Origin of the sequence: Siccirubricoccus sp. G192, assembly GCF_019084075.1 — a bacterium.
GTDB lineage: Bacteria > Pseudomonadota > Alphaproteobacteria > Acetobacterales > Acetobacteraceae > G192.
In genome coordinates this window covers 4,336,898-4,359,662 of the sequence record NZ_JAHREN010000001.1, presented here as the reverse complement: position 1 = coordinate 4,359,662, position 22,765 = coordinate 4,336,898, and the positions used below count along the sequence as shown (strand labels likewise).

At 70.7% G+C, this 22,765-nt stretch carries 18 protein-coding genes, 1 tRNA gene and 5 pseudogenes; 11 read left to right on the top strand and 13 right to left on the bottom strand.

All coding sequences use genetic code 11. The features are described 5' to 3' along the window. Window positions 1-13 precede the first annotated feature (13 nt). Both KSF81_RS21065 and pgmG read left to right on the top strand, forming a co-directional pair. The gene (locus KSF81_RS21065) at window positions 14-1,333 is read left to right on the top strand and encodes a UDP-glucose/GDP-mannose dehydrogenase family protein (RefSeq protein WP_217380622.1); all 1,320 of its coding nucleotides are present in this window, start codon (window positions 14-16) and stop codon (window positions 1,331-1,333) included. A gap of 13 nt (window positions 1,334-1,346) precedes the next feature. Beyond that, a pseudogene (pgmG, locus tag KSF81_RS21060) lies at window positions 1,347-2,764 on the top strand (phosphoglucomutase/phosphomannomutase PgmG). Window positions 2,765-2,812: 48 nt separating this feature from the next. Here pgmG and KSF81_RS21055 read toward each other — a convergent pair. Beyond that, the gene (locus tag KSF81_RS21055; protein WP_217380621.1) at window positions 2,813-3,040 is read right to left on the bottom strand and encodes a hypothetical protein; all 228 of its coding nucleotides are present in this window, start codon (window positions 3,038-3,040) and stop codon (window positions 2,813-2,815) included. A 204-nt stretch (window positions 3,041-3,244) separates the two neighbouring features. Between KSF81_RS21055 and KSF81_RS32370 the strand changes: the two are divergent. Both KSF81_RS32370 and KSF81_RS21045 read left to right on the top strand, forming a co-directional pair. After that, window positions 3,245-3,646, top strand: a pseudogene (locus tag KSF81_RS32370) (tripartite tricarboxylate transporter substrate-binding protein); the annotation flags it as partial. A 43-nt stretch (window positions 3,647-3,689) separates the two neighbouring features. Then, window positions 3,690-4,232, top strand: coding sequence for a tripartite tricarboxylate transporter substrate binding protein (locus KSF81_RS21045; protein ID WP_217380620.1), 543 nt, complete (start codon window positions 3,690-3,692; stop codon window positions 4,230-4,232). A 21-nt stretch (window positions 4,233-4,253) separates the two neighbouring features. Here KSF81_RS21045 and KSF81_RS21040 read toward each other — a convergent pair whose 3' ends face one another. The 6 genes and pseudogenes from KSF81_RS21040 to KSF81_RS21020 all read right to left on the bottom strand — a co-directional run bounded on the left by KSF81_RS21040 (window position 4,254) and on the right by KSF81_RS21020 (window position 8,751). Then, a complete protein-coding gene (locus KSF81_RS21040) occupies window positions 4,254-4,457 on the bottom strand; it encodes a hypothetical protein (RefSeq protein ID WP_217380619.1) in 204 nt (67 codons plus the stop codon). Between the two features lie 11 nt (window positions 4,458-4,468). Continuing rightward, entirely contained in the window at window positions 4,469-4,630 is a 162-nt protein-coding gene (locus tag KSF81_RS21035) for a hypothetical protein (RefSeq protein WP_217380618.1), read from the bottom strand. Then, window positions 4,627-6,201: a sensor histidine kinase gene (locus KSF81_RS21030; protein WP_217380617.1), complete on the bottom strand. Its 1,575-nt coding sequence runs from the start codon at window positions 6,199-6,201 to the stop codon at window positions 4,627-4,629. Before KSF81_RS21030 ends, KSF81_RS21035 begins: the two co-directional genes overlap by 4 nt. A gap of 140 nt (window positions 6,202-6,341) precedes the next feature. Next, the gene (locus tag KSF81_RS30245; RefSeq protein ID WP_254454175.1) at window positions 6,342-6,785 is read right to left on the bottom strand and encodes an iron ABC transporter permease; all 444 of its coding nucleotides are present in this window, start codon (window positions 6,783-6,785) and stop codon (window positions 6,342-6,344) included. A gap of 532 nt (window positions 6,786-7,317) precedes the next feature. Beyond that, a pseudogene (locus KSF81_RS30240) lies at window positions 7,318-7,680 on the bottom strand (ABC transporter permease); the annotation flags it as partial. 429 nt (window positions 7,681-8,109) lie between these two features. Further along, a complete protein-coding gene (locus KSF81_RS21020) occupies window positions 8,110-8,751 on the bottom strand; it encodes a flavin reductase family protein (protein WP_217380616.1) in 642 nt (213 codons plus the stop codon). A 117-nt stretch (window positions 8,752-8,868) separates the two neighbouring features. On the opposite strand from KSF81_RS21020, the gene KSF81_RS21015 reads away from it, so the two are divergent. The 4 genes from KSF81_RS21015 to KSF81_RS21000 all read left to right on the top strand — a co-directional run bounded on the left by KSF81_RS21015 (window position 8,869) and on the right by KSF81_RS21000 (window position 13,928). Continuing rightward, window positions 8,869-11,187 carry a methyl-accepting chemotaxis protein gene (locus KSF81_RS21015; protein ID WP_256444275.1) on the top strand — a complete coding sequence of 773 codons (2,319 nt, stop codon included), beginning with the start codon at window positions 8,869-8,871 and terminating at the stop codon, window positions 11,185-11,187. Window positions 11,188-11,382: 195 nt separating this feature from the next. Beyond that, on the top strand, window positions 11,383-12,261 hold the full coding sequence (locus KSF81_RS21010) for an MBL fold metallo-hydrolase (protein ID WP_217380615.1): 879 nt from the start codon (window positions 11,383-11,385) through the stop codon (window positions 12,259-12,261). A gap of 78 nt (window positions 12,262-12,339) precedes the next feature. Further along, complete coding sequence (locus KSF81_RS21005) at window positions 12,340-12,780, top strand: Zn-ribbon domain-containing OB-fold protein (protein ID WP_217380614.1); 441 nt, start codon at window positions 12,340-12,342, stop codon at window positions 12,778-12,780. Beyond that, complete coding sequence (locus KSF81_RS21000) at window positions 12,780-13,928, top strand: thiolase C-terminal domain-containing protein (RefSeq protein ID WP_217380613.1); 1,149 nt, start codon at window positions 12,780-12,782, stop codon at window positions 13,926-13,928. Before KSF81_RS21005 ends, KSF81_RS21000 begins: the two co-directional genes overlap by 1 nt. 33 nt (window positions 13,929-13,961) lie before the next feature. Here the strand turns inward: KSF81_RS21000 and KSF81_RS20995 are convergent, their stop codons facing one another. The 4 genes from KSF81_RS20995 to KSF81_RS20980 all read right to left on the bottom strand — a co-directional run bounded on the left by KSF81_RS20995 (window position 13,962) and on the right by KSF81_RS20980 (window position 17,047). Next, window positions 13,962-15,242: a TRAP transporter large permease gene (locus KSF81_RS20995; RefSeq protein WP_217380612.1), complete on the bottom strand. Its 1,281-nt coding sequence runs from the start codon at window positions 15,240-15,242 to the stop codon at window positions 13,962-13,964. Further along, window positions 15,239-15,799: a TRAP transporter small permease gene (locus tag KSF81_RS20990; RefSeq protein WP_217380611.1), complete on the bottom strand. Its 561-nt coding sequence runs from the start codon at window positions 15,797-15,799 to the stop codon at window positions 15,239-15,241. Before KSF81_RS20990 ends, KSF81_RS20995 begins: the two co-directional genes overlap by 4 nt. Further along, a complete protein-coding gene (gene dctP, locus KSF81_RS20985; RefSeq protein WP_217380610.1) occupies window positions 15,796-16,794 on the bottom strand; it encodes a TRAP transporter substrate-binding protein DctP in 999 nt (332 codons plus the stop codon). The genes KSF81_RS20990 and dctP overlap by 4 nt, the downstream gene beginning before the upstream one ends. Window positions 16,795-16,972: 178 nt before the next feature. Then, window positions 16,973-17,047 (bottom strand) — tRNA-Val (locus KSF81_RS20980). Between the two features lie 97 nt (window positions 17,048-17,144). Here KSF81_RS20980 and KSF81_RS20975 point away from each other — a divergent pair. Continuing rightward, window positions 17,145-18,029: an N-formylglutamate amidohydrolase gene (locus tag KSF81_RS20975; RefSeq protein WP_217380609.1), complete on the top strand. Its 885-nt coding sequence runs from the start codon at window positions 17,145-17,147 to the stop codon at window positions 18,027-18,029. A 353-nt stretch (window positions 18,030-18,382) separates the two neighbouring features. Beyond that, on the top strand, window positions 18,383-19,198 hold the full coding sequence (locus KSF81_RS32365; RefSeq protein ID WP_217381798.1) for a transglycosylase SLT domain-containing protein: 816 nt from the start codon (window positions 18,383-18,385) through the stop codon (window positions 19,196-19,198). 108 nt (window positions 19,199-19,306) lie between these two features. On the opposite strand, the pseudogene KSF81_RS32360 reads toward KSF81_RS32365, so the two are convergent. Together KSF81_RS32360 and KSF81_RS20960 are read right to left on the bottom strand one after the other, a co-directional pair. Beyond that, window positions 19,307-20,392 (bottom strand): annotated as a pseudogene (locus KSF81_RS32360) (CaiB/BaiF CoA transferase family protein); the annotation flags it as partial. A 1-nt stretch (window position 20,393) separates the two neighbouring features. Next, window positions 20,394-21,562: pseudogene (locus KSF81_RS20960) on the bottom strand (acyl-CoA dehydrogenase family protein). Window positions 21,563-21,654: 92 nt separating this feature from the next. On the opposite strand from KSF81_RS20960, the gene KSF81_RS20955 reads away from it, so the two are divergent. Continuing rightward, window positions 21,655-22,686 carry an alpha/beta fold hydrolase gene (locus KSF81_RS20955; RefSeq protein ID WP_217380608.1) on the top strand — a complete coding sequence of 344 codons (1,032 nt, stop codon included), beginning with the start codon at window positions 21,655-21,657 and terminating at the stop codon, window positions 22,684-22,686. Window positions 22,687-22,765: the final 79 nt, after the last annotated feature.

Here is a 22,765-nt window from a genome sequence, read left to right as displayed (position 1 = left end):
AGGGTAGCCTCGCATGCGGATCGCCATGGTGGGGGCCGGCTATGTCGGCCTGGTTTCGGGTGCCTGTTTCGCCGAAGTCGGCACCGAGGTCTGCATCGTGGATACCGATGCGGCCAAGGTCGCGAGCCTGCGCGAGGGCAAGGTCCCGATCTACGAGCCGGGGCTGGAGCGGCTGGTCACCGACAACGCGCGGGAGGGCCGGCTCTCCTTCACCACCGACCTCGCCGAGGCGGTGCGCGGGGCGGAGGCGGTGTTCCTCGCCGTCGGCACGCCCTCGCGGCGCGGCGACGGGCATGCCGACCTGTCCTATGTCTTCGCCGCGGCCGAGCAGGTGGCGCGGGCGGCGACGCAGCCCCTGGTGCTGGTGACCAAATCCACCGTGCCGGTCGGCACCGGCCGCCAGGTGCATGAGATCGTGCGGGCGGCGCGGCCGGACCTGGCGATCGAGGTCGCCTCCAACCCGGAATTCCTGCGCGAGGGCAATGCCATCGGCGACTTCATGCGGCCGGACCGCGTGGTGATCGGCGTCGAGGAAGGCGCCGGCGGGGAAAGGGCGCTGGCGGTGCTGCGGCGGCTCTACCGGCCGCTCTACCTGATCGAGACGCCGATCCTGGCGACCGGGATCGAGACGGCGGAACTCATCAAATACGCCGCCAATGCCTTCCTGGCGACCAAGATCACCTTCATCAACGAGATCGCCGATCTCTGCGAGCGGGTCGGCGCCGATGTGCATGACGTGGCGCGCGGCATGGGCCTCGATGGCCGGATCGGCCGGAAATTCCTGCATGCCGGGCCGGGCTATGGCGGCTCCTGCTTCCCCAAGGACACCCTGGCCCTGGCCCGCACCGCGGCGGATAGCGGCGCGCCGATCCGGCTGGTGGAAGCCACCATCGCGGTGAACGAGGCGCGCAAATCCGCCATGGCGGATCGCGTCGTCGCGGCCTGCGGCGGCAGCCTCGCGGGCAAGGTGGTGGCGGTGCTCGGCCTCGCCTTCAAGCCCGAGACCGATGACATGCGCGAGGCCGCCTCGCTGGTGATGCTGCCGCGGCTGATGGCGGCCGGCGCCACGGTCCGCGCCTTCGATCCGGCGGCGATGGAGCAGGCGCGGCCGCTGCTGCCCGCCGGCATCCACTACGCCGCCAATGCGTTGGAGGCCATCACCGGCGCCGATGCGCTGGTGCTGCTCACGGAATGGAACGAGTTCCGCGCGCTGGCGCCGGAGCGGCTGCGCGCCGCGATGCGCGGCGACGTGCTGCTCGACCTGCGCAATGTCTATGACCCGGAGGCGATGCGCGCCGCGGGCTTCCACTATTCCTCGATCGGCCGGCCCTGACGGAGACGCCTGAATGACTGCCTTCAACCACCGCTTCGACCCGACCGTGCTCCGCGAATACGACATCCGCGGCATCGTCGGGCAGACGCTGAAGCCGGAGGATGCCTTCGCGATCGGCCGCTGCTTCGGCTCCATCATCATGCGCGAGGGGGGGGCAGCAAGGCCGCGGTGGGCTATGACGGGCGGCTTTCCTCCCCGGACCTGGAGCCGCAGCTCGTCGCGGGGCTGCGCGCCTGCGGGCTGGAGGTGCTGCGGGTTGGGCTGGTCGCGACGCCGATGCTGTATTTCGCCGCCCATGCGCTTGCCACCGATGGTGCGGTGATGGTGACCGGCAGCCACAACCCGCCGGACTACAATGGCTTCAAGATGATGCTGGGCAAGAAGCCCTTCTTCGGCGCGCAGATCCAGGAGATCGGCCGCATGGCCGCCGAGGGCGACGTGGTGCCCGTCGCCACCGAGGGCTCCGACCGCAAGGTGGACATCACCGAGGACTACGCGGCGCGCGTGCTGCGGGACTACGACGGCGGCGAGCGCAAGCTCAAGGTGGTGTGGGACCCGGGCAACGGCTCCGGCAGCGACATCACCAAGATCTTGGCCGGGCGGCTGCCGGGCGAGCATTTCGTCATCAACGGCACGGTGGACGGCACCTTCCCGGCGCATCACCCGGACCCGACGGTCGCCGCCAACCTGGAACAGCTCATCGCCGAGGTGGCGCACGAGGGCGCCGATCTCGGCATCGCCCTCGATGGCGACGCCGACCGCATCGGCGTGGTGGACAACGAGGGCCATATCCTGTTCGGCGACCAGCTGATGATCGTGCTGGCGCGGGACGTGCTGCGCAGCCATCCCGGCGCCACCATCATCGCCGATGTGAAGGCGAGCCAGGTGCTCTTCGACGAGATCGCCAAGGCCGGCGGCCAGCCGCTGATGTGGAAGACCGGGCATTCCCTCATCAAGTCCAAGATGGCCGAGACCGGCAGCCCGCTGGCCGGCGAGATGTCCGGCCATATCTTCTTCGCCGACAAATGGTACGGCTTCGACGACGCGCCCTATTCCGCGGTGCGGCTGCTCGGCATCGTCGCGCGCATGGACCAGCCGCTCTCGGCGGTGCGGGCGGCGCTGCCGCAGGTGGTCAACACGCCGGAACTCCGCTTCGACTGCGCCGAGGCGCGCAAATTCGAGGTGGTGGCCGAGGTGAAGCAGCGCCTCGCCGCCGAGGGCGCCAGGGTGCAGGACGTGGATGGCGTGCGGGTGCTGACCGAGGATGGCTGGTGGCTGCTGCGTGCCTCCAATACCCAGGCGGTGCTGGTGGCGCGGGCGGAGGCAAGCAGCGAGGCGGGGCTGGAGCGGCTGAAGGCGCATCTCGCCACGCAGTTGCAGTTGAGCGGCCTGGCGGCGCCGGATTTCTCCGGGGCGAATGCCGGGCATTGAGGCGTGGTCCAGGCGCCAGCCGGTGCCTGGACCACCTGCCGCTGCCGGTCAGTAGGCGCTGGCCAACCCGCCTTGCGGCAGTTCGATCGGCAGGCAGACCAGGCGGGAGGCCGGTGGTGCCCGCAGCCCGGCCGCGGCCTGCTCGCAGGCTTCGAGGCTTTGGTAGGTCTTGAAGCCGACCGTGGGCTGGCGGTCCGGCACCGCGGCCCCGGGACCGACCGGGGAGGCTGATGCAATGGCGGCGATGGTCGCGACGACGATCACGAAATCTCCCATGTTCGACCCTCCTGCGCCCCAGGCGACAGAGCGCGCCAGGAGGCTAGGCCCTCTGCCAGCCAGATAGCGTGAATTTGTATACAATCCCCACGCCATCCGGCCGCCACCAATCGCCGCCCTTGCGCCAGCGTTGACGGCTGGCCGCGGCCTCTCCACCCTCACCGGACAACGCAAGCCCCGCGTGCGACGCGTGGCGAGGGGAGGATGCCGCCGATGACCATCACGCGCCGGGGCCTCGGGTTCGGCCTGCTCGCCGCGGCACCCCTGGCCGGGGCCGCCGCGCAGGACGCCTATCCGAACAAGCCCATCCGCATCATCGTGCCTTTCCCGGCCGGCGGCACCACGGACCTGCTGGCGCGGCTCTATGGCCAGCGCCTGACGGAGACGATGGGGCAATCGGTGGTGGTGGAGAACCGGGGCGGCGGCGGCGGCTCGATCGGTGCCGATGTGGTGGCGAAGGCGGCGCCGGATGGCTATACCCTGCTGTTCCACAACCTCACCTTCTGCACCACCACCGCGGCGTTGGAATTCGTCGGCCGCGCGCCGCATGCCATCGAGCGCGACTTCACCCCGATCAGCATGGGCGCCAATGTGCCGCTGATGCTGATGGTGCATCCCTCCATCCCGGCGCGGGACCTCAAGGGAATTCGTGGCCTATGCCAGGACCCGCCAGGACCTGTTCTACGGCTCCACCGGGCCCGGCAGCACGATGAACCTGGTGGGCGAGATCCTGAAGCGCGATGCCGGCATCCGCATGGACCACATCCCCTTCCGGGGCGCCGCGCCGCTGGTGCAGGAGATGTTGGCCGGGCGCATCCATTTCGGCGGCGACCAGCTTTCCTCCTCGCTCGGCCATATCCGCAACAACGCGCTGCGGCCGGTGGCGACCCTGGCCGCGCAGCGCGCCGGCGTGCTGCCGGAGGTGCCGACGGCGCGCGAGCAGGGCTTCCCGAATATCGAGCTGCTCGGCTGGAACGGCTTCTTCGCCCCGGCCCGCACGCCCGAGCCGGTGCTCGCCCGGCTGCACCGCGAGGTCGCCATTGCCGCCCGCCACCCGGATGTGGTGCGCCGGATCACCGAGCTTGGCGCCGAGCCCGGGGGCAACAGCGCCGAGGAATTCGGCGGCGCGGTCCGCGCGCAATTGGCGCAGGTGCGGCCGCTGGTGATCGAGTTGCGGATGCAGGTGGAATAGGGCGGTAGCGGGGCGGAGCCGCTAGCCCCGCCCGGCCACCGCCCATAGCGTGGCGACCAGCAGACCGAGCGCGATCGGCTTGGTCAGCAGCCGCAGCGGCGCGGTGCCGGATTGCAGCGCCCCGGCCCCGTCCGGTGGCGGGAAGCCGGTCATGACCACCACCGGCAGGTCCGGCCGCCAGGCGCGCAGCCGCCGGATCAGCTCCTGCCCATCCAGCCGGGGCATGCGCAGGTCGGTCAGCAGCAGGTCGAATCGGCGCCCGCGGCCACCAGGTCGAGCGCCGCCTGGCCATCCTCCGCCGCCAGGACCTGGAAGCCGGCCTCGACCAGGCCCTCCTCGATCACCTCGGCCGCCAGCGGTTCGTCCTCCGCCATCAGGACCCGGAGCGGCAGGGTCATGCCGCTGCCTGACCTGCTTCCGTCTCCGGCCCCGCCAGGGGCAGGATCAGCCGGAACACCGCCCCGGCCTCCGGCTTGCCCTCCGCGCGGTTGGCCCAGGACAGCCGGCCGCCCATGCCGCGTGCGATGCCGGCGGCGATGGGCAGGCCGAGCCCGGTGCCCTGGCCGGGATCCTTGCTGGTGACGAAGGGTTCCAGGATATGCGCGCCGAGTCCCGCCGGCACGCCGCCGCCCGTGTCGCAGAGGGTGATGGCGATGGTGCCGGGCGTGGGGCCGTCCTGCAGGCTGACGGTGATCCGGGCCGGCGCATCGGGCTCCTGCCGGCGGCGGTGGCGGATGGCGTCACGGGCATTCTCCAGCAGGTGCAGCACCGCCTGCTCCAACTGGGCCGGGCGGCCGCGCACCTTGGCCGGGGCGGCGGGCCGCAGCGCCAGGTCCAGCGGCTCCAGTCCCCAGGCGCGCTGCGCCACTTCGACGGCGGCGCCTACCAGCGCGGTGGCGCAGAAGGTCTCGGCGCCATCCGGGGCATCCCGGGTAAGGTCGCGCATGCGCTCCAGCAGGATGCCGAGGCGGCGGGACTGGCCGAGCACCACCTCCAGCGCCCGGCGCGGCACCGCCTTGCCGCTGTCCTGCGCGGCCAGCGCCCGGTCGGCCCAGAGGCCGATGATGTTCACCGGCTGGCTCATCTCATGCGCGACGCCGGCGCACATGGCGCCGATGGTGGCGCGCCGCGCCGTTTCCACCAGGTCCGTCTGCAGGCGGCGCAATTCGGTCACGTCGCGCAGGCTGCCGAGCAGGCGGGGAAACCCGTCCGCCGCTTCGGGCAGGGGGACCAGGACGGTGTGCCAGTGCTGCTGGCCGGCGGCGGCGGGCGCGGCATTCTCCCAGTCCCGCGGCTGGCGGGTGACCAGGCAGGCGGTGAATTCGCGGATGAGCCCGGCTGCGGCCGGGGCATCCAGCAGCGCATCCGGCCCGGCGCCCTCGATGGCCGCGCGGTCCTGGCCGAAGAGGCGGCAGAAGCTGGGGTTCACCGTCTCGAAGACGAAGCCGCCCGGTTCCACGCGGACCACGAAGAGGGCATCGGCGAGATGCTCGACGAAGCCAGCGAGCCGGACTTCGCTGTCGCGGGCCCGATGCTCGGCCTCCCGCCGCTCGGCCACTTCGCGCCGGAGCGCCGCATTCGCATCGGCGAGCGCGCCATGGGAGGGCAGTGCCAGGATGCGCGGCAGAAGCGGCCAGACCGCGATCGCGGTAGCGACCGAAACCGCCGCCGTCACCGCCTTCACCGCGCCCTGCAGTCCGTAGGCCGGCTCCCAAAGCGTCACGATGGACATGAAATGGGTGGCGCCGCAGGCCAGGATGAACAGCGCGAAGAGTTCGAAGGCCCAGGGAAAGACGAGATCCCGGCGGCGCCGCGCAACCAGCAGCAACACGACCGGGATCGACCAGTAGGCGAGGCCGGTCAAGGCATCCGAGACGACATGCAGCCAGAGCAATTCCGGCCGCCAGAGCAGGCAGACCCCATGCGGCGCAAGCGCCTCGTTATCAAAGAGTTGGGAAAGGCTGAGCATGGGCCCTTGTCACAACATCAGGATCAGGCTGACTTCGTCATGGGCTTGCGCGGTACCGGCGAGACTAGGGGGCACCACCTTCTACCGGGAGAGGGCAAATGCCCCTGCAACAAACTGTGACCGGTATATATTCCGTTCACCTATCCGCGGCGCATGGCCCGAGTCAATGCCAGGACCGGCAATAGCCCGGCGACCACGATGAGCAGGGCGGCGGTGCTCGCCTCCGCGAGCCGCTCATCCGCGGCCAGGCTGTAGACCCGGACCGCCAGCGTGTCGAAATCGAAGGGCCGCACGATCATGGTCGCCGGCAATTCCTTCATCGTATCGACGAAGACCAGCAGGCCGGCGGTGAGCAGGCTGCCGCGGGCGAGCGGCAATCCCACTCGCAGCACCGCGCTGCCCGGCCGCGCCCCGAGCACCCGCGCGGCATCGCGGAGCGACGGCCGGATCCGCGCCAGGCCCGCCTCCACGGCCGAAAGCGCCACCGCGAGGAACCGCACGAGATAGGCAAAGATCAGCGCCGCAATCCCCCCCCGAAAGCAGCAGGCCAGTCGAGACCCCGAATCGCGCCCGCATCCAAGCATCCAGCGCATTGTCGAAAAGCCCGAGCGGCACCAGCGTGCCGACCGCGATGACCGAGCCCGGCACCGCATAGCCGAGCCCCGCGATCCGTACCGCCAACCGCTGCGGCAGCCCGGGATGCAGCCGTGCCGCCCAGGCGAAGAGCCCGGCCAGCAGCATCGCCGCGAGCGCGGTGAGCCCGGCCAGCACCATGCTATTGCGGGCGAAGGGCAGGAAGCGCCTGGGCTCCAGCGGGTCCCCCACCTGCAGCATCAGCGCGAAAAGCGTCCCCGCCGGCACGAGGAAGCCCAGCACCACCGGCATGGCGCAGGCCAGCCAAGCCAGCGCCGCCTTCCAGCCCTGCAGCGGCACCGGGCGGAGTGGCGGGTTCCGGGTGGTGGTGGGGTGGAAGCGGCGGCCGCCGCGGGAGAGGTGCTCCAGCACCAGCAGCAGCGCCACCAGCCCCATCAGGCAGGCGGCCAATTGGCTGGCGGCGCCCCGGTCGCCCAGGCCGAACCAGGCTTCATAGATACCGGTGGTGAAGGTGCGGACGGCGAAATGCTGCACCGTGCCGAAATCCGCCAGGGTCTCCATCAGCGCCAGCGCGACGCCGCCGATGATGGCCGGCCGCGCCAGCGGCAGGGCCAGGTGGATGAAGCTGCGCGGCAGGGAATGGCCGAGGGTGCGGGAAGCCTCCAGCAGGCAGACGCTCTGCTGCTGGAAGGCGTTGCGGCAGAGCAGGTAGACATAAGGGTAGAGCACCATCGCCAGCATCACGGCGGCGCCGCCCAGGCTGCGGATCTCAGGGAACCAGTACTGGCCCCAGCGCAGGCCCGTGACCTCCCGGAAGGTGGTCTGCACCGGCCCGGCCACATCCAGCAGCCAGGTATAGGCATAGCCGCAGACATAGGCCGGCATCGCCATGGGCAGCAGCAGCGCCACCTCCAGCAGGCCCCGGCCGGGAAAGCGGCAGGCGGTGACCAGCCAGGCGGAGAGCGCCCCGGCGGAGGCCACCATCAGCCCGACCAGCAGCACCAGCAGGGCCGAATTCACCAGCATCTCCGGCAGGGTGGTATGGGCGATGTGCTGCCAGACCGCCCCTGCCGGCACCGCCGCCGCGACCAGCACGGCGACCAGCGGCGCCGCGATCAGCGCCGCCAGCGGCAAGGCGAGCAGGCTCCAGCCCGGCATCCGCAGCCGCGCCCTGGACGGGCCGCGCGGCGGCGTGAGCGCGATGGCGGGGCCGGAACCCGGGAGGGGAAGGGGGGAGGGGGCGAGGCCGGTCATTTGCGAGGGATTCTCATCCCCCCCGCTAGCATGGCCATCACCCCGCGGCCAGCGTGCGGCCTATTCCGCCGCCTTCTTCTTCGCCGCCCATTCCTCCACGCTCATGCGCGGCACCTCGAAGCGGTCGCCGGTGCGGGTGTACCAGCCGCGGCCATGCATGCGGCCGACCAGGCCAAGCTTCGGCGTATCGACGTAGCATTTCACCGGGTCGAGGACGCAGTCGTCCTGGATATGCACCGCGAGCACCCGGCCGAGCACGATCGTGTGGCGGCCGGCCGGGACCAGTTGGAAGGTCTCGCATTCCAGCGCCACCGGGCTTTCGGCGATGCGCGGCGGCTTCACCTTGGCGGAGGGCAGGGTGGTGAGGCCGGCCTCCTGCAACTCGTCCACGCCCGGCGGGAAGTCCACCGCCGTGACGTTCATGCCATGCACCGCCGTCTCCGGCACCAGGCAGACCACGAATTGCCCGGTGGCACGGATATTCGCCGCCGTGTCCTTCAGCGCACCTTCCGGCCGGGGCCCGGCGCCGAACCCCACCACCACCGGATTATCGGAAAAGGCATTGAAGAAGGAAAAGGGCGCGGCATTCACCACCCCGGCCTCGTCCTGGCTCACCACCCAGGCGATCGGGCGCGGCACGACGCTGGAGACCACCAGCTTGTAGCAATCCTGCGATGGCAGCTTGGCGAAATCGAACAGCATGGCGGATTTTCCTGAGCGCTTCCGGCGGAACGTGACGCGCGGGCGGTGGGCTGTCGAGGGGTGTTTGCCGTCGCTTAATACTGGCCTGCGCATGCTCCGCCGCAGGAGGTACTGCCCATGCGCCTATTCAGGAACCTGTCCGTCGGCCGAAAGCTGGCCGCCAGCGCCGCCGCCGCCATCCTGTTCCTCGCCCTGCTGGTGGGCGTGGTCCAGGTCCAGCTCGAAGCGGCCGGCATCCAGCAGGGGGCGGAGCGGCGGGCTGTGGCGGCGGAGGCTGCGGCGCAGCAGGCGGCCACCGGGGTCGTTCGCTCCGCCACCATGCTGCGCGACGTGCTGCTCTCCCAGACCACCGAGGCGGCCGCCCACCACGCCGAAGTGCTGGAGCGGGAGGCCGCGGTGGCCCGGGACCGGCTGGCGGAGGCCGCCGGGCTTTCGGATGCGCCGGCGGCACGGGAGCATCTGGCCACCGCGACGCAGCGGCTGGCCGAATACAGCGCCTCGGTGACCGAGCAGGGGCGGCTGCGCCAAGCCCTCATCACCCGGCGCGACACCACGCTCTTCCCGCGTTCCACCGAATACGACCAGGCCTTCGAGGCGGTCTCCAGCATGATGGAGATCGACGTTCCAGCCGAGCACCGGGAGGAGGCGCGGCAGCGGCTGATGACCTTCCACACGGCGCTCGGCGATGTGCGGCTGGGCAGCCTCCGTTACCTGGCCACCGAGGAGGAAAACCAGGCCCGCAGGGTCCGCCGAGCCGCGGCGCAGTTGCGGGTGCATCACCGCGCGCTGTCGCAGATTCCGGTCGCATCCACGGCGGTGATGGACCTCCGCCGGCTGGGCGATGTGGCGGATGCCATCGCCCAGGCCGCGCTCGAGGTGCTGGAATTGTCCGAGAACGGCAACAAGCAGCGGCGGGAGGTCAGCACCCCGGCGCGCGAGGCGCTGGAGACGGCGCTGGTCGCCGCCGGCCGGGACCTGGCCGAATACGCCTCGGCACGCGCCGCGGACAGTGCCGCGGCCGGGCAGGCGCTGCGTTCGGCGGTGCTGTGGATCGGCGGCGCGGTCGCGCTGCTGCTGGCGCTTTCCGGCTGGCTCACCGCGCGAGCCATCGGCGCACCGCTGCGCCGCCTGGTCGGCACGATCGGCGCCATCGCCGGCGGCAATGCCGCGGTGACGGTGCCGGATCAGGACCGGCGCGACGAGATCGGCGGCATCGCCCAGGCCCTTGAGGCCCTGCGCGGCACGGTGCAGCGTGCCTTCTCGCAGCAGCAGATGCTGGAGCAATTGCCCTATGCCGTGATGACCGCCGACCCGCGGCAGGACTTCCGCATCGGCTACCTCAATCCCGAGAGCCGCGCGCTGTTGCAGCGGGTCGAGCATGTGCTGCCCTGCAAGGCGGCGGAGCTGGAGGGCAAGAGCATCGGCATCCTGCACGCAAGGCTGGAGGAGCGGCGCGCCACCCTGGCCGACCCGGCGAACCTGCCGCATCGCGAGCGCATCCGGCTCGGCGAGGAGGTGCTGGACCTTTCCGTCAGCGCCATCCGCGACGCGCAGGGCGGCTATATCAATGCCATGCTGGTCTGGTCCGTGGCGACGGCCCAGGCGCGGCTCGCCGACAGTTTCGAGGGCGAGATCGGCGGCGTGGTGGAGGCGGTGGCCGCCGCCGCCGGCCAGGTGCACCAGGCCGCCGAGGCGCTGTCGGGCGCCGCATCCACCTCGGACCGCGAGGCCGATGCGGTGGCGGAGGCCAGCACCCGGGCCGGGGTGGATGTGCAGGCCGTGGCCGCCAGCGCTGAGGAGCTGGCGGCCAGCGTCGCCGAGATCACCCGCCAAGTGGCGGATGGCGCCGCGGTCGCCCGTGCCGCGGCGGAGGAGGCCCGCGCCACGGATGGCACCGTGCAGGGGCTGGCGCAGGCGGCGAACCGGATCGGCGATGTGGTGCGCCTCATCGGCGACATCGCCGGCCAGACCAACCTGCTGGCGCTCAATGCCACCATCGAGGCGGCGCGGGCGGGCGAGGCCGGCAAGGGCTTCGCCGTGGTCGCCTCGGAAGTGAAGGCCCTGGCGGGCCAGACCGGCAAGGCCACCGAGGAGATCGCCGCCCAGATCGGCGCCATCCAGACCGCCACCGGCGAGGCGGTGACGGCGCTGCGCTCCATCGGCGGCACCATCGAGCGGATGAACGAAGTCACCTCCGCCATCGCCGCAGCGGTCGAGGAGCAGGGCAGCGCGACACGGGAGATCGCCCGTAGCGCCGCCCAGGTGGCGGAGGGCACCGGCGCCGTGGCCATCCGCATCCAGGATGTGCAACGGGCGGCACGGGAAACCGGGGAGGCTTCGGCCTCGCTGCTCGGCGCCGCCAATGACCTGACCGGCCAAGCCGGCGCCCTGCGCGGCCGGGCCGGCGAGTTCCTGGCCCAGGTGCGGCAGGGCTGACCCGGCCGATCAGCCTGCACGCGGCGGCCCCACTTGGCCGGGGCCGCCGCGACCCTTTGGACCACAGTCTTGCAGACTGTGGTCCAGCCTTCAGGACCGGCCAACCTTGCCGTCCTGACGGAAAGCCCGGGCGTTTCCCGTCAGGACGGCGTTGGACTAGGCTGCCGGCCAGCAAGGCGAGGGGGAGGGCCCGAGATGGCGCGGATACCGGAAAAGCAGGTGCCCGGGGTCTATCACCGGCGCATCGGCGACATCACCGTCACCGCGCTGAGCGATGGCTATCTGGATGGCTCCATGGCGGTCATCCAGAACATCGCGCCGGAGGAGGCGGCGGGGATGCTGCGCGCGGCCTTCCGGCCGGTGCCGCGGCGGACCGCGGTGAACACCTTCCTGATCCAGTCGGCGGGAAAGGTGGCGCTGGTCGATACCGGCTGCGGAACCGCGATGGCGGCCACCGGCGGGCGGCTCTTCGAGAACCTGGCCGCCATGGGCGTGGCGCCGGCCGAGGTGGATGCCGTGCTGCTGACGCATATGCACCCTGACCATTCCAACGGGCTGGCGGATGCGGCGGGGGGCTGCCTGTTCCCCAATGCCGAATTGGTCCTGCACGCGGCCGAACTCGCGCATTGGCATGACGACGCGGCGATGGCCCGGGCGGATGAGACGGGCCGACAGCGCAACTTCCAGGCGGCGCGCGACCAGGCGGCGCCCTACCGCGACCGCACCCGCACCTTCCGGGACGGCGAGGTCTTCCCTGGTGTCACCGCCATGCCCTTCCCGGGCCATACGCCGGGGCATACCGGCTACATGATCGCCTCCGGCCAGGATTCGCTGCTGATCTGGGGCGACATCGTGCATGTGCCGGAAATCCAGGTGCCACGGCCGGAAGTCTGCATGGCCTTCGATGTGGACCCGGCACAGGCTGAGGCCACGCGCCGCCGCGTCTTCGACATGGTGGCCTCGGATGGCCAGGCCATTGCGGGGATGCACCTGCATTTCCCGGGCCAGGCGCATCTGCTGCGGCAGGGCCAGGGCTACATGCTGCTGCAGGATGCCTGGTCCATGGCGCTGTAGCCGGCAGCCGCCCCATTGGCCGCCGCCGCCGGGTTGTGACAGGGTGCGGCGGCACAAACCATCAAGGAGGAGTGCGCCATGATCGCGCCAGGCCGGGCGAAGCCCAAGCCGACGCCGGAAACCCGGCATTTCTGGGACGGAGCCAAGCAGGGCAAGCTCCTGCTGCAACGCTGCGGCGACACCGGCCGGGCCTATTTCCCGCCGCGCCCCTTCAGCCCCTTCACCGGTACCCGCAATGTCACGGTCTTCGAGGCCAGCGGCCGCGCCACGCTGCACAGCTATGTCATCCACCACCGGCCAGTGCCGGGCTTCACTCCCCCCTATGCCATCGCGGTGGTGGAGCTTGAGGAGGGGCCGCGCATGATGACCAACATCATCGACTGCCCGCAGACGCCGGAGGCGCTGGTGCTCGACATGCCGCTTCAGGTTGCCTTCGAGGCGATGGACGAGGAGATCACCCTGCCGCTGTTCCGGCCGGCCCCCGCCGCGGAGCGGCAATCCAAGGCAGGAGGCAAGTGATGCTGAAGCCCGGAGAGATCGCGGTCGTAGGCGCGGCCGAGACCACCAAGCTCGGCGTCATTCCCGAGATGTCGCAGATCATGCTGCATGCGGATGCGGCGCTGAACGCGCTGGCCGATGCGGGGCTGAAGCCCTCCGACATCGACGGCGTCGCCTGCGTCGGCCCGATGATGCCGCAGCAGATCGCGCATTACCTCGGCATCACGCCCAAATGGGTGGATGGCACGGCGGTGGGCGGCTGTTCCTTCATGCTGCATGTCCGCCATGCCGCGGCGGCGATCAGCGCCGGCTATTGCAAGACGGTGCTCATCACCCATGGCGAGAGCGGCAAGTCCCGTGTCGGCGCCACCCCGCGCCCGGCCGAGCCGGAAAGCCTGAACGGCCAATTCGAGGCGCCCTTCGGCCCCTTCGGCCCGCCCACCCTCTTCCCCATCCCCGTGCTGCGCTACATGAAGGCGCGCGGCGTGACGCATGAGGATCTGGCGACGGTCGCCGTGGTGCAGCGCGAATGGGCGGCGAAGAACCCGCGCGCCATGTACCGCGACCCGATCACCGTGGCCGACGTGCTGAACAGCCGCATGATCGCCTATCCCTTCCGCATCCTGGAATGCTGCCTGGTGACGGATGGCGGCGGCGCGCTGATCCTGACCAGCGCCGACCGCGCCAAGGACTTCCCGACCAAGCCGGTCTATATCCTCGGCACCGGCGAGAGCGTGGAAACCACCATGGTCAGCCAGATGGAGGATTTCACCTCCTCCCGCGCCTTCCGGGTGGCGGGGCCGACGGCGATCGAGGCATCGGGGATCAGCCGGTCGGATGTGGACCACATGATGATCTACGACGCCTTCGCGCATCTGCCGCTCTATGGGCTGGAGGATCTCGGCTTCTGCAAGCCGGGCGAGGCGGCGGGCTTCATCCGGGAACGCAACACGGCGCCGGGCGGCAAGCTGCCGCTCAACACTACCGGCGGCGGGCTGTCCTACACCCATACCGGCATGTACGGCATGTTCGCCTTGCAGGAGAGTGTCCGGCAGATGCGCGGCACCGCGCCGGCGCAGGTGCAGGGCGCCAAGACCAGCGTCTGCCACGGGGTGGGCGGCATGTTCTCGGCTTCCGGCACCGTGGTCTTCGGCAACGAGAAGCCCTAGCGGCCAAAGGAGGGGGCGGCCCGCGCCGCCCCCTCAGCCGGCATAGCCCGCCTGCCGCGGCAGCCAGAGCGCGATGCCGGGGAAGGCGATCAGCAGCGCCGTGCCGAAGGCCAGCATCAGCATATAGGGCAGGATGCTGCGGTTCACCTCCGAGAGCGGCGCGCCGGTGATGGCCTTGATGACCACCAGGTTCAGTGCCACCGGCGGGCTGATCAGCGCCATCTCCAGGCTGAGCGTCAGCAGGACGCCATACCAGACCTTGTCGATGCCGAGCGTCGCCATGACGGGCAGGATCGCCGGCATGGTCAGCAGGATGATGGAGAAGCTCTCCAGCACCAGCCCCAGCAGGAAGAGCAGCACCATCATCGCCACCAGGAATTCGGTGCGCGACAGGTCCCAGAAGGCCACCAGCTCCACCAGTTCCTGCGGCACGCGCAGCTTGGTCAGCATGTAGCCGTAGACGGCGGCGCCGGCGATGATCATCAGCAGCATCGCCGAGGTGCGCGTCGCCTCGCCCAGCCCCTCGAGGAAGTCGCGCAGGGTCAGCGACCGATAGATCAGCGCGGCGATGACGATGGCGTAGAGGGTGCCGGTGCCCGCCGCCTCGGTGGCGGTAAAGACGCCGAGATAGATGCCGCCCAGCACGAAGACCGGCAGGGTGATGGACCAGCCGGCGCGGCGCAGCGCCAAGTGCACCCGCTCCGGCGGCGGGTCGTCGGCGGGGGCGCGGGCGCGGCCCTCGGTGATGAAGCAATAGCCCGCGAACATCGCCGCCATCAGCAGCCCGGGCACCAGCCCGGCCAGGAACAGCGCGCCGACCGAGGCCTCGGTGACATAGGCATAGAGCACCATGGGCGCCGAAGGCGGGATCAGGATGCCGAGCGTGCCGCCCCCCGCCACCACCCCGAAGGCGCCGCGCCGCGACATGCCGTAGCGCAGCATCTGCGGAATGGCGATCTTGCCGACCGTCAGCGCCGTCGCCACCGAGCTGCCGGAAATGGCGGCGAAGATGGTGCAGGCCGCGACGGTGGCGATGCCGACGCCGCCGCGCACATGGCGCAGCAGGGCGAAGGCGGCGCCGTAGAGGTCGTCCACCACCCGCCCGCGCACCATCACATGCGCCATCAGCATGAAGAGCGGGATGGCCACCAGCAGCGGCCCGTCCAGCTTGCCGATGACGATCTCGCCCAGCGCCGGCACCCCGCCCTCGACCCAGTAGAGGACGCCGAGCGGCAGCAGGAACAGCGCCGCGAACATCGGCATGCCGAGATAAAGCAGCGCCATCAGCGCCACGAGCAGCAGCAGGAAGCTCATTCGCCGCGGGCCAGGGCGTCGCGGACCAGCGGCTCATCCCCGCCATGGCCCGGCAGGTGCGGCGGTGTGCGGCCGAGTGCCAGCAGCAGCGCCTGGGAGAGCGAGACCAGCAGCAGCACTGCGGCCCCCACCGGCAGCAGCATCTGCACCCACCATTCCGGCACGCCATCGATATCGGTCATCACCCCGATCATGCGGCTGAAGGAGACCGCCTCGATCCCCGCCGCCAGCAGGATGCCGGCCACCAGCGCCACCGCCAGCGCGCCGAGCAGTTGCGCCAGCCGCGCCAGCCGAGGCCCGATGCGGCCGATCGCGATATCGACGCCGATATGCTCAAAGCGTCGCTGCGCCTCCGGCGCGCCCAGCAGCACCAGCGCCAGCACCAGCCAGCCCGCCACCTTGTCGCTCCAGCCGAAAGGGATGCCGAAGAAGTAGCGGGCGACGACCGCGGCGGAGACCAGCAGCAGGCAAATCAGCGTGGCGGCCGAAGCGAGCAAGGCGGCGGCCTGCGCCAGGCCGCTGGCCGCCGCTTCCAGCCAGCGCAGCGGCCGCGTCACAGCGCCTGCAACAGATCGAGGATGCGCTTTCCGCCCTCCGGTGCCTGGCGGAGGAAGGCCTCGATCACCGGCGGCCGCATGGCGGTGCGCCAGGCGGCGGCCTCGGCCTCGGTCTGCTCATGCAGGGTCATGCCGCGGGCGCGGAGTTCCTGCATGGCATCCGCCGCGGTCTGTTCGGTGACGCCGATCTGGTCCTGCTCGGCCTTGCGGGCCGCGGCCTCGATGGCGGTGCGCTGCTCGGCGCGGAGGCCGTTCCACCAGCGCGGGTTCACATAGACATGGCTGATGACCGAGAAATAGGGCGCGACGGTGCCGAATTTCTGGAATTCATAGAAGCGGCGGGAGACGGCGGCGGAAAGGTCGGTCAGCCCGGCATCCAGCAGGCCGGATTGCAACGCCTGCGGCACCTCCGGCCCCGGCATCGCCACCGCCGCGGCGCCGGCAGCCACCAGGGCGTGGTCGGTCAGGGGGTTGAGGCCGCGCACCTTGAGGCCGCGGAAGTCCTCCAGCGCCACGATGGGCTTGCGGTTGCTGGTGAAGATCGCCTGGCGGGTGGTGTAGAGCCACATCAGGTTGCGGACGGCGCGGCGCTCCAGCAGCCCCTCCAGGAATTTCGCCGCGTCGCTGCCCGGGAATTTACGGATCCGCTCCAGCTCGGTGAAGAAGTAAGGGATGGTGGGCGCGTTCATCTCCGGCAGGGTATTGCCCCACTGGAAATTCACCGCCGCCGCCGCCTCGAAGGCGCCGCGGGCCACACCGGGGAAATTCTCCGCCGCGCGGGCCAACTGTTCCGCCGGGAAGACCTGCACATCCACGCTGCCGCCGGATCGGGTTTTCACGTCCTCGGCGAAGGCGGCCATGATGCGGGCATTGTGGTGCGAGGGCGGGAATTGGTGAGACAGCCGCATCACCGCGGTGGAGCCCTGGGCACGGCCAAGGCCGGGGGCGGCAAGTGGGGCGGCGAGGGCGGTGGCGAGCAGGGCGCGGCGGCGCATGGGGTTTCCTCCGGCGGCGGGGTCTTGCTGCCGCAGATGCCGCGCCCAAGGGTTCCGGTCAACATGCCGAAAGCGCAGCCGGCCAGGGACTCGCAGGAGGGGGAAGGCTGTCCGGTTCGGCCGGACAGCGGTCGCGCGATGGCGTGGAGACCATCCAGGCCCCGCAATCCGGGGCGGATGGTGGGCGCGACAGGGATTGAACCTGTGACCTTCCCCGTGTCAGGGGGACGCTCTCCCGCTGAGCTACGCGCCCGCCGGTGCGGAGGCGGTTATCTAGCCCGCCATACCGCATCGAGCAAGCGGCCATGGCTTGCCCGATGGCAGGTGCCTGTGGCCTTATCCGGTATCGCATGGATCTCCCCCTGGACCTGCCCGCAGCATCGCCGCTGGCTGCTGCAACCGAGCCTTACCTGCTGACCCGCCCGGCGCGGCAGGCGGTGCCGCTGATCTTTGCCTCGCCGCATTCCGGCCGTGCCTATCCGGCGCATTTCATTGCCGCCGCCCGACTCGACCCGCTGGCCCTGCGGCGCAGCGAGGACGGTTTCGTGGACGAGCTTTTCGCGGCGGCGCCGGCGCATGGCGCGCCGCTGCTGGCCGCCACCTTCCCGCGGGTCTTCTGCGACGTGAACCGGGAGCCCTGGGAACTCGACCCCGGCATGTTCGATGGGCCGCTGCCCGCCTGGGTCAATACCGCGAGTCCCCGGGTCGGCGCCGGGCTCGGCACCATCGCCCGGGTGGTGGCGACGGGGGAGGCGGTCTATCGCCGCAAGCTCACCTTCGCCGAGGCGGAGGATCGCATCCGCCGCTTCTGGCAGCCCTACCATGCCGCGCTGGCTGCGCTGATCGCCGAGACGCGCGATGAATTCGGCGCCTGCCTGCTGATCGACTGCCATTCCATGCCGACCCATCCGGCCCAGGCCAGCAACCCGCCGGATTTCGTGCTGGGCGACGCGCATGGCACCGCCTGCGCCCCGCGCGCCACGCGGCTGGCGGAGGAAATGCTGCTGGATCTCGGCTACCGGGTCCGGCGCAACGACCCCTATGCCGGCGGCTACGTCACCCGCCACTACGGCCGGCCGCGGGAGGGGGTGCATGCGCTGCAGATCGAGGTCGCCCGGCCGCTCTACATGGATGAGGCGCGGATCGAGCGTCTGCCGCGCATGGCGGCGCTGGTCGAGGACCTGACCCGGATGATCGGCGCATTGGCGGCGGCGGACTGGTCCATGCTGCGCTGAGGCAGGCCACGGCCATTCCTGAATGTGAAGAAGATGAACGGAGGGTGAAGCCGCCTGGGGTTCACGCCGGCGGCGCAGCCATGGAAGAAGGGCACCGGGCAAAAAAAGGGCGGTGCCGCAAGGCACCGCCGAGTTTAGGGAGGAAACGTCCAAGAAGCAGACAACCCGGCAAGGCCGTGTTGCTGCGCTGCACAATCTAGGGGCCTTTGCCGGCGCCTGCAAGAGAATTTTTGCAGTGCAGCAATCGCCTGAAGTTTCAGGGCCGCGCCTCCGGGGGGGGATGGCGGGGCCTGCATGTGACATATCAACGTGTTGCGGGCCATGCCTCGGCCCGATCATGAGGAATCCCCCCCATGCGCCGAGACATGATCCTCGCCGCCTTCGTCCTGCTTCCCGCCCTGCCGGCCGCAGCCAATGCGCCGGCCCGGCCCGAGGCCGATCCCGGCCAGCTTTGCCGCCAGGCGATCCAGGCCGCGGAACGCGAACACAGGCTGCCTGCCGCCCTGCTGCATGCCATTGCCCGGGTCGAATCCGGCCGGGCGGATCCGCGGACCGGCAAGGTGACGCCCTGGCCCTGGACTGTGAATGCCGAGGGGGAGGGCCGCTATTTCGATTCCAAGCCCGAGGCGATCGCGGCGGTGCAGGCCCTGCAGGCGCGCGGCGTTCGTTACATCGATGTCGGCTGCCTGCAGGTGAACCTGCATTATCACGGCCAGGCCTTCGCCAGCCTGGAGGAGGCTTTCGACCCGCCGGCGAATGCCCGCTATGCCGCGCAATTCCTGACCCGGCTCTACCAGGGGCAGCGGAACTGGGAGCAGGCGGCGGCGCGCTACCACTCCTCGACCCCCAGATTGGCCGATGCCTACCGGCTGAAGGTGCTGGCCGCCTGGCCTGCCGGGGCGCATCGCCTGGCGGCCGAGCGGCAGCGGCAGGCCCTGGTGGCGGCCTGGGGCGGCGGCGGGGCGGCGCCCTCGCGGCAGGCGCGTGGCAATGGGTTCCAGGCCGTGGCCCTGATCCTGGCCGGGCGCCCGTCCTGGCGGCTGGCGGATGAGGCGGTGACGCATGGCCAAGGCCGGCTCGACCCGGCGCCGGTCCGCGCCGCCCGCCGAGCCGCTCCTCCCCGCCGTGGGCCACTGGTGGAATTGGCTGAGGCGCCGGCCCGGCGCTGAGCGGTCCGGTCGTCCGGAGGTGAAGCCGGAGGACGTGCACCGGCCCGCAAGATACGAGCCTTCGGCCCTATTCCCCGAATCGGCCCGCACCTGCGCGGTATGGGCGCCGAGCGCCGGCACCGGGCCGAGCGCCCGCTCGCCATCGGAATGCCGGGCCGCCGGCGCGCCAATCGCCACCGGCCCCTCGGGGGTCCCGACCGTGACGCGCCTGAGGGCAGGATGCGTCCGCAGCCCCTCGCAGTCGTTGACGAAACCAAAGGCGGTATTGGCCCGGCGCAGCTTGGCGGCGCATTCCTCGCGCGTCATGGAGGCGAACATGCGGCCGATATGCGCATCCACCATCGTGCGGTTCGCCACCCGCTCGTTGTTGCTGCGGAAGCCCTCGCGCTGCGGCAGGTCCGGCTCGTCGAGGAAATGCGCCGAGAAGAGCGCCCATTCGCGCTCGTTCTGGATGGAGATCAGCACCAGCGAACCATCCCGCGTTTCGAAGGCGCCATAAGGGCAGATGGAGGGATGCGCTAGGCCGATGCGCGGCGGGTTCCTGCCCGTGCCCTCGTATTGCAGCAGCGGCACGGTCATCCAATCCGCCATGCCGTCGAAGAGGCTGACCGCGATGCCCTTGCCTGATCCGGTGATGCCACGTTCGATCAGCGCCTCCAGCACCGCCGCATGGGCATTCATGCCGCAGGCGATGTCGCAGGCGGAGACGCCGACCCGCCCCGGCCCCTCGGCCCGGCCGGTGACATTGGCGAGACCGCTTTCCGCCTGCACCAGCAGGTCATAGGCCTTCATCCCGGCATATTCGCCCTCCTCGCCATAGCCGGAGATGTCGACCGTGATGAGGCGGGGATGCCGTTCCCGCAGCGCGGCGCTGCCGAAGCCGGCGCGAGCCATGGCCCCGGGGGCGAGGTTCTGGATGAAGACATCGGCCCGCGCCAGCAGGCGTTCCAGCAACGCCTTGTCCGCGGGGTCCTTGATGTCGAGGCAGATGCTTTCCTTGCCGCGGTTCAACCAGATGAAATAGCTGGACTGGCCGCGCGCCACCGCATCATAGGCGCGCGCGAAATCGCCCTCCTGGCGCTCGATCTTGATGACGCGCGCCCCGGCATCGGCCAGGCGGCTGGCGCAATAGGGCGCGGCGACGGCCTGCTCCATGGAGACGACGAGCAGGCCTTCCAGCGGACGCGAAGCCATGTCAGTAGCTCCGCGGCATGCCGAGCACATGCTCGCCAATATAGCTCAGGATCATGTTGGTGCTGATCGGCGCCACCTGGTAGAGCCGGGCCTCCCGGTACTTGCGCTCGATGTCGTATTCCTCGGCGAAGCCGAAGCCGCCATAGGTCTGGATGCAGGCTTCCGCCGCGGCCCAGGCGGCATCGGCGCAGAGCATCTTGCCCATGTTCGCCTCCTCGCCGCAGGGCAGGCCGGCGCCGAATTTCTCCAGCCCCTTGTGCAGCAGCGCCTCGGCGGCGCGCATCTGGGCATAGGCCTTGGCGATCGGGAATTGCACGCCCTGGTTCTGGCCGATCGGCCGGCCGAACAGCACGCGCTCCTTGGAATAGGCCACCGCCTTCTCGACGAACCACTTGGCATCGCCGACGCTCTCGGCCGAGATCAGCAGGCGCTCGGCGTTCATGCCGTCCAGGATGTAGCGGAAGCCGCGGCCCTCCTGGCCGATCAGGTTCTCGGCCGGGACCTCCATGTTGTCGAAGAAGACCTCGGTGGTGTTGTGGTTCATCATGGTGCGGATCGGCCGGATGGTCAGGCCGTGGCCCTTGGCCTGCCGCATGTCCACGATGAAGGTCGAGAGCCCCTCGGTGCGCTTCGCCACCTGGTCGCGCGGGGTGGTGCGGGCCAGCAGCAGCATCAGGTCGGAATGCTCGGCCCGGCTGGTCCAGATCTTCTGGCCATTGACGATGTACTTGTCACCCTCCCGCCGGGCGAAGGTGCGGAGCGCGGTGGTATCGGTGCCGCTGCTGGGCTCGGTCACGCCGAAAGCCTGGAGGCGCAGCTCGCCGGTGGCGATCTTCGGCAGATACATCTTCTTCTGGGCGTCGCTGCCGTGCCGCAGGATGGTGCCCATGATGTACATCTGGGCATGGCAGGCGGCGGCATTGGCGCCGGAGTGGTGGATCTCCTCCAGGATGGCCGCGGCGGCCGAAAGCGGCAGGCCGGCGCCGCCATATTCCTCGGGGATCAGGGCGCCGAGATAGCCGGCCTCGGTCAGGGCCTGGACGAATCGGTGGGGTAGCCGCGCTCGGCATCGAGCTTGCGCCAGTATTCACCGGGGAAACGGGTGCAGAGCTTCCGCACCTCCTCCCGGATCTCGGCATGCGGATCGGCGGCGATCAACGGCTGGTCCATGGCGCTTCCCTCTCTGACCCCGGGATTAGGGCGCCGCGGGCGGGCTGGCAAGGCGAGGGAAGCCCGAGCGGAACTGGCGCGTTCTGCTGTGCATGGCTCCTCGCAGCATTCCCTTCCGCCCCCGGCCGCCCTGGTTCGGCGGCGCCATGCAGACCCTGCGGGCGCTGGCCTGGCCGCTGCGGGCCGCATTGCCGCCGGGCCATCGGCTCTGGCTGCCCCTGCCGGATGGCGATGCCCTGGCCGCCATGCTGCACTTCCCGGAGGCAAGGCCGCAAGCCGGCCCGCCGGTCGCGGTGCTGGTGCATGGCATGGCCGGCGGCGAGGAGGATCCGCCGCTCCGGGAGGCCGCCGCGGGCCTGCTGCGCCGGGGCTTCCCGGTGCTGCGGCTGAATCTGCGCGGCAGCCCGGCGAGCCGCGAGCGCAGCACCAGCCACTACCATCTCGGCCGCTCGGCGGATCTGGCCGATGCCCTGGCAGCGCTGCCGGAGGCGCTGGCCGGCCCCGGCCTGGTGCTGGCCGGCTGGGGGCTGGGCGGTGCCCTGGTGCTGAACCTGCTGGGCAGCGAGGCGGCCCGGCCCGGGCCGCCGGTGCTGGCGGCGGCCGCCATCTGCCCGCCGCTGCAGCCCGACCTCGCCTTGCTGGCCGTGGATGCCAGCCCGGTCTTCGGCCGGAGGCTGCTTGCCCTCTATCGGCGCGAGGTGCTGGCGGTGCCTGGGGCCGAACTGGATGAGGGGCTGCGCCAGGCAGCCCGCCGCGCCCATTCGCTCCGGGAATTCGAGGCCACTGTCACCGCGCCGCGCTTCGGCTACCCGTCCTATGAGGTCTTCGTCGAACTCAACCGGCCGGCTGCCGCCCTGCCGCGCATCCGGGTGCCGACCCTGTTGCTGATGGCGGCAGATGACCCGCTGGTGCCGGCGCAGTCGCTCGACGGCATCGACTGGGACGGGTGCCCCGCGGTGGCGCCGCTGCTGGTGCAGGGTGGCGGCCATGGCGGCTTCTACGATCGGCGCCGCGAGAGCCTGGCGGTCCGCGCCATTACCGCCTTCTTCGAGGGCGCGGCGGAACGGGCAGGGGCGCTGGTGCAGGATGTCGTCCCAGGTGCTGCCGGGCTGGCGGCTGATTAGATCGGGCGGATGAACCCAGACCTCCGGCCCGCGGATGTCTCACCACTATGCCTCCGATGGCCTTTATCCGGGCCATCAT

What these genes read in the sequence shown, in the direction of transcription:
- KSF81_RS21065 (WP_217380622.1), top strand. Translation starts at nt 14, where the DNA reads ATGCGGATCGCCATGGTGGGGGCCGGCTATGTCGGCCTGGTTTCGGGT.
- KSF81_RS21055 (WP_217380621.1), bottom strand. Translation starts at nt 3,040, where the DNA reads ATGGGAGATTTCGTGATCGTCGTCGCGACCATCGCCGCCATTGCATCA.
- KSF81_RS21040 (WP_217380619.1), bottom strand. Translation starts at nt 4,457, where the DNA reads ATGCCCCGGCTGGATGGGCAGGAGCTGATCCGGCGGCTGCGCGCCTGG.
- KSF81_RS21035 (WP_217380618.1), bottom strand. Translation starts at nt 4,630, where the DNA reads ATGACCCTGCCGCTCCGGGTCCTGATGGCGGAGGACGAACCGCTGGCG.
- KSF81_RS21030 (WP_217380617.1), bottom strand. Translation starts at nt 6,201, where the DNA reads ATGCTCAGCCTTTCCCAACTCTTTGATAACGAGGCGCTTGCGCCGCAT.
- KSF81_RS30245 (WP_254454175.1), bottom strand. Translation starts at nt 6,785, where the DNA reads ATGCTTGGATGCGGGCGCGATTCGGGGTCTCGACTGGCCTGCTGCTTT.
- KSF81_RS21020 (WP_217380616.1), bottom strand. Translation starts at nt 8,751, where the DNA reads ATGCTGTTCGATTTCGCCAAGCTGCCATCGCAGGATTGCTACAAGCTG.
- KSF81_RS21015 (WP_256444275.1), top strand. Translation starts at nt 8,869, where the DNA reads ATGCGCCTATTCAGGAACCTGTCCGTCGGCCGAAAGCTGGCCGCCAGC.
- KSF81_RS21010 (WP_217380615.1), top strand. Translation starts at nt 11,383, where the DNA reads ATGGCGCGGATACCGGAAAAGCAGGTGCCCGGGGTCTATCACCGGCGC.
- KSF81_RS21005 (WP_217380614.1), top strand. Translation starts at nt 12,340, where the DNA reads ATGATCGCGCCAGGCCGGGCGAAGCCCAAGCCGACGCCGGAAACCCGG.
- KSF81_RS21000 (WP_217380613.1), top strand. Translation starts at nt 12,780, where the DNA reads ATGCTGAAGCCCGGAGAGATCGCGGTCGTAGGCGCGGCCGAGACCACC.
- KSF81_RS20995 (WP_217380612.1), bottom strand. Translation starts at nt 15,242, where the DNA reads ATGAGCTTCCTGCTGCTGCTCGTGGCGCTGATGGCGCTGCTTTATCTC.
- dctP (WP_217380610.1), bottom strand. Translation starts at nt 16,794, where the DNA reads ATGCGCCGCCGCGCCCTGCTCGCCACCGCCCTCGCCGCCCCACTTGCC.
- KSF81_RS20975 (WP_217380609.1), top strand. Translation starts at nt 17,145, where the DNA reads ATGGATCTCCCCCTGGACCTGCCCGCAGCATCGCCGCTGGCTGCTGCA.
- KSF81_RS32365 (WP_217381798.1), top strand. Translation starts at nt 18,383, where the DNA reads ATGCGCCGAGACATGATCCTCGCCGCCTTCGTCCTGCTTCCCGCCCTG.
- KSF81_RS20955 (WP_217380608.1), top strand. Translation starts at nt 21,655, where the DNA reads ATGGCTCCTCGCAGCATTCCCTTCCGCCCCCGGCCGCCCTGGTTCGGC.